The sequence below is a fragment of the Tepidimonas aquatica genome, from assembly GCF_007556585.1.
Lineage (GTDB): Bacteria > Pseudomonadota > Gammaproteobacteria > Burkholderiales > Burkholderiaceae_C > Tepidimonas > Tepidimonas aquatica.
Map to the genome: position 1 here is coordinate 1 of NZ_VJNA01000055.1, position 5,016 is coordinate 5,016.

Annotated in this window: 3 protein-coding genes and 1 pseudogene; all 4 read right to left on the reverse strand. The window is 59.6% G+C overall.

From position 1 onward, the window contains the following. Positions 1-219 precede the first annotated feature (219 nt). Complete coding sequence (locus Taqua_RS12645; protein ID WP_144326944.1) at positions 220-1,758, reverse strand: RNA-directed DNA polymerase; 1,539 nt, start codon at positions 1,756-1,758, stop codon at positions 220-222. After that, a complete protein-coding gene (locus tag Taqua_RS12650) occupies positions 1,755-3,095 on the reverse strand; it encodes a restriction endonuclease subunit S (RefSeq protein ID WP_144326945.1) in 1,341 nt (446 codons plus the stop codon). Before Taqua_RS12650 ends, Taqua_RS12645 begins: the two co-directional genes overlap by 4 nt. A gap of 63 nt (positions 3,096-3,158) precedes the next feature. After that, positions 3,159-4,319, reverse strand: coding sequence for a Fic family protein (locus Taqua_RS12655; protein ID WP_144326946.1), 1,161 nt, complete (start codon positions 4,317-4,319; stop codon positions 3,159-3,161). A 74-nt stretch (positions 4,320-4,393) separates the two neighbouring features. Next, positions 4,394-4,876, reverse strand: a pseudogene (locus tag Taqua_RS12660) (N-6 DNA methylase); the annotation flags it as partial. Positions 4,877-5,016: the final 140 nt, after the last annotated feature.

Here is a 5,016-nt window from a genome sequence, read left to right on the forward strand (position 1 = left end):
AAGGGCGTGCCCTTCTTGAGGCGAGCTTTTTTGCGCCTCATTGCGGCCGTGCGCCTCATCGGCCGGTGGCTCGCCCAGCGGCGGCCAACCGAGACCAGTGGCGCCAACCCTGCCCAGCTGCGGCTAAGGGCGGCGTGAAAATGAATTTTTCAGGGGCGACTACTTCGCGGTTCGGATAGCGCTTCCAGGTTGGCAGCTCGAGTGTGGCGGAAATGCAGGTCATGCGTAGTAGCCCTCCGCGTTTTTGGTGATGAACAGTCCCACTTCGTTGGCCGGAATCACGGGCTCCAATTTATCAAGCGCGGCCCGGTCAATCACTGATGTTGCAATCGCCTTTTTCAGTGTTTTGCTGGTTATCCACTGCGTGTTCCACAGCGACACAGTGTCTCCCGATACAAGCTTGCAGATCGGTTCCTCAAATGAAATTTTTTTACCAATGGGCAGGGTGACACGCTGTATCCATATCTGCATATACCCGGTGTTGGGGATCTTTGTAAACCGGGCCTTGATTTTTTCCGCAACGACCGTTTTCTCGTTATCCGTTTTCAAGAAACTCATCAGCTTGCTGAGAACAGCCGCGCAGATGGCGTAGGTGCGTGGGTTACGATAGGCAATGTCCACTACGATGGCGATCATGGGCATTGGCTCTTCAAGTATGCGCTTCAAGCGTGAGATGCGTTTGTGGAAATCGTTCAGCGCCACCACAAGGCTGCCCGCATTGGGGAACTGTGTGGCGTGGTCGTGGATGATGAGCAAGTGCTTTTGCAGACTTTTCTCTCTATTCTTGCGGGACATCCAGTCGAGCTTATCGCTCTTGATCGATGAGCACACCACGTCGCTGCTTGCTTTGGTTTTACCGGGATTCAGTTTCAAGCCAAGTCCAATCATAACCTCAGTGAGAAATTTGATGATCTGCTCACCATCTTGCGGATTATTGACGAAAACCCGGTAATCATCGCGGTAGCGCAGGATGCAATAATCCTTGATCTGCGCATTATCTATCTTCTCGGTCAGCTCAAGGTCGGCAAGGCCTAGCACCAGTTCGGCGATGAAATCCATCAGCACAGAACCCTGCGGAATACCATTTGTCTGCCCGTGTTGCATATCTTGAATATAGGTGTCGATAATGTTTCCGAGTAACTTCTTGTTGGTTCGCTCATTTTTTGCATTCGGCTTGGTATGCAGAGCCCAGGCAATCGAATGTGTATAGATGGCGCCGTAGCAATCAGTAATGTCGGTTTGAATTAAATATTCATACTCCAGCGACAACTCAATCGAGCGTTGCTCCACGGAATGCCACCAGTGAGTTACCTGCTCCGCTTTGTCTTTTTCCTCAGACCGCGATACAACCGGTAGACTCAGACACTGAAGCCTCTTGTTCGAGGAAAATTCGGCAAAGCGCTTCTGCAGCGATTGCCAGCCATCATCCGTTGTCATTTGATGTACGAGCGAAACATACAACGCCGGGTGAATCAGCTGAAGCGGCCGCCACGCATATTTGCCATCCTTGTTATTGAGAATGGTGTAATTCACATCATCATAGTCTCGTGGACTGGAGGACAACTCTGAAAGCGCCTTGCCATTGAGAGCCTTGCATGTTGCCTCGATCAGGGCATCGAAGCGAATATAAGGTGGCAGATCAAGGCTGCAATAGCTTTCTGGCTTGAGAAAAAACCCCCGGGCCTCCGCTGCGGATAATGTAATAATCGACTGGCGGCATGCTGCTGCATCCGCGGATTTCTCTACTTTATTGCTCATTTGACCCCTTCAAGAATCCTCTTGGCATCGGCGATGCGCAGTTCGCCGGCGATGAGTTTGGGCAGCAGGGTGTTGCGGAGGGTAGCGAGGGTGCGGGATTCGCGCTCATGCGCGACTACTTTGAGATACCACGGCCGCGAGACGTGGTCGAATGCTTCCATGACGGGGCTGTTTGGCACCACGACAGGAATGGGTCTGAAGCTGGCCTTGCTGATTTCCAGGAACGTCGAGCCGTTGGCGTGGCTCACGATCTCATCATTGGCCGCGCTGGCCCAGCGTAGCAGGAAGAGATTCGAAGTACCGGGACGTGGCTTCATCGCGATGAAACCCTGATTGACCGCTACCGGTACTTCGGCGATTGCGAGGTAGCCGATGGGAGCGCGCGACGAAAGTAGAACAGTGCCCTTTGGCAGCAATCCGGAGCTGATCTGTGCCAAGCCGGCGTCAGTGATCTTCCGCTCGGTATCGAGCAGCACGGGCATGGACAACCCAGACAAGTCTTTCGGGGTGACCCAATGATGCGTACCCCCTTCCCAATACTCAGATCGCTCGGTTCTTGGTGTGCTCCCGCCGACGACGTCCGCCAAATCGCCGATGGCCTTGACGTCCCACCCCAGCGGAATCTCGCCCAGTTCCGAATCGACGAGGCGGTCGGGGAAGAGGTCATAGAGGTGGGCGGGCAGACCCGGCAGGGATTCGCCGCGCCGCCAGCGGACCTCCATCTTGGCGCGCACGGGTTCGAAATCCACAAACCACGCCTTGAACAAGGCGCGGGCCATGGCCTCCAGCGTTTCGTTCTGGCGGCGCAGGTTGTCGATTTTGTCGTCCAGCGTGCCGAGGATGTGGGCGATGGCGCGTTGTTCGGTCTTGCTGGGCAGCGGGATTTCAATGGACGACAACTCGGACAAGCTGAAGTTGGCCTGAACGGACTGAACCACGCGTGTGTGAGCGTGTTGGATTCGTTGGATATCACGCAGTGCGAAGTACAGAAAGCGCGGATCCACGACTGCGCGATTGGGACGAATAATTGCGACAGCCTGATTGGTGTTTGCCGGCAGGACGCTTGCATCAACCTTGGCAACTCGTCCAATCGTGCCCGCAATCGTGAAGAGGACATCGTCTTCCTGAAGTGCCGACCGCTCCAAAAGCCGATTCGTCTCTTCGTCGATAAAGGCGAACTTCGCTGGATGAAATCTTCCATCGTCTGTGATGGACTCGACTTTCACAAAGGAAATGCCGGATTCTACGAAACGACCTCCGACCGTTGTCGGCGTGGTCCCCTTTGTTATCCGATGTGCGACTTCGCCAACTGTTGTCAGAGCCCACTCACCCGCCATACCCAATCCCCTTCATCTCAACCTCCATCCCCGCCCCCTGCCGTCCCACCAGCACCGACTTCTTCACGCCTCACCTCCCACCCGTGCCAGCAGGTCGAGGTAGCCACCATAGACGAACACGCGCTCGCGGGCGCGGCCGGTGATCTCGCGCACGATGCTGAGCTGTTCCAGCGCCTCCACCGCGCGTGCGGCGGTGGCAAAGCTCACGCTGGCCCTGTCGGCCAGCAGCTTGATGTTGGCCACGGGCCGGTGGCGCAGCACGTCGAAGACGCGCAGCGCGTTGGGCGCCGCCCGGCCCCGGGGCAGGATGCGGGCGCGGTCGGCGGCAAACAGGGCCAGCAGCCGGTGGGCGGTGTCCACGGCGTCCTGCGCGGTCACGGCCACGCCTTCCAGAAAGAAGTCGAGCCAGGCTTCCCAGTCGCCGCTCAGTCGCACGGCATCGAGCTGCCGGTAGTACTCGGCGCGGTGCCGTTTGAAAAACAGCGACAGGTACAGCAGCGGCTGGCGAAGCACGCCTTCGTGATGCAGGATGAAGGCGATCAGCAGCCGCCCGACGCGGCCGTTGCCGTCCAGAAACGGGTGGATGGTTTCGAACTGCACGTGCGCCAGCGCCGCCTTGACGAGCGCGCCGGGGCCGGCCGGATCGTTGAGGAAACGCTCGAGCTCAGCCATGCAGGGCTCAACAGCCTGCGGAGGCGGGGGTACGAAGACGGCGTTGCCGGGCCGGCTGCCACCAATCCAGTTTTGCGTGGTGCGAAACTGGCCCGGCGCCTTGGTGGCGCCGCGGCCGCGGGCCATCAGCTTTTCGTGCAGCTCGCGGATGAGGCGGTTGCACAGCGGAAAGCCCTCGCGCAGCCGGGCCACGCCGTGTTCGAGCGCGGCGACGTAGTTGGAGACTTCCACCACGTCGTCCAACGGCACGCCCGGGGCGGCGTCGAGCTCGAACAGCAGCAGGTCAGACAGCGACGACTGGGTGCCCTCGATCTGGCTGGACAGCACCGCCTCCTGCCGCACGTAGGCATAGAGGAAGATGTCGGGCTCGGGCAGCAGGGCGGCGATGGCGTCCAGCCGCCCCAGCGCCAGCAAGGCCCGCTCCAGCCGTTGCAGCCGGGGGGCATCCAGCGCCAGCGGCGGCTTGGGCGGCAAAGGCGCGGGGACAAAAGCCCGCACCGCCTCGCCACCGGCGATGCTGGTATCCCACTGGCCGAGGGTGCCGCGTTGCACGTGGGGCTCCGTTGTTGTCGTCAGTGAAAATAACGCTCGGCTTTATTTTCACATATCCATGTTTGTGTGAATAGCTAGAACCCCAACGCCCGTAAGTTGGCCTCGATCGCTGCATCCAGCCGCGCCGCTTCCTCGCGCTGCTGCCGCCACTGCGCCGTCAGGCGCGCCATCTTGTCGGCGAAGGATTCGCCATCGTCTTGCTGCGCGGCGGCGCCGACGTAACGGCCAGGGGTGAGCACGTGGCCGTGCCTGCGGATTTCCTCCAGCGTGGCGGATTTGCAAAAGCCCGGCACGTCGGCGTATTCCCCGGCGTCTTTCTCGCCGCGCCAGGCGTGGTAGGTGTCGGCGATCTTCTGGATTTCGGCGTCCGTGAGTTCGCGGCGGGTGCGGTCCACCAGCACGCCCATCTGGCGCGCGTCGATGAAGAGCACCTGCCCGCGGCGGTCGCGCAGGCCCTTGCCCGGGTTCTTGTTGCGGGCCAGGAACCACAGGCAGGCCGGAATCTGGGTGGAGTAAAAGAGCTGCCCGGGCAGCGCCACCATGCAGTCCACCACGTTGAACCGCCCCGGGTTTTGAGGAGGCTCCAACTCTTGAGAAGATGGAGCCATGAACAAGACATCGAAATTCTCACCCGAGGTCCGCGAGCGCGCCGTGCGCATGGTGCAAGAGCACCGGAGCGAGTACCCCTCGCTGTGGG

Excerpts from the sequence above, each read along its gene's own strand:
- Taqua_RS12645 (WP_144326944.1), bottom strand. The coding sequence starts at position 1,758 with ATGAGCAATAAAGTAGAGAAATCCGCGGATGCAGCAGCATGCCGCCAG.
- Taqua_RS12650 (WP_144326945.1), bottom strand. The coding sequence starts at position 3,095 with ATGGCGGGTGAGTGGGCTCTGACAACAGTTGGCGAAGTCGCACATCGG.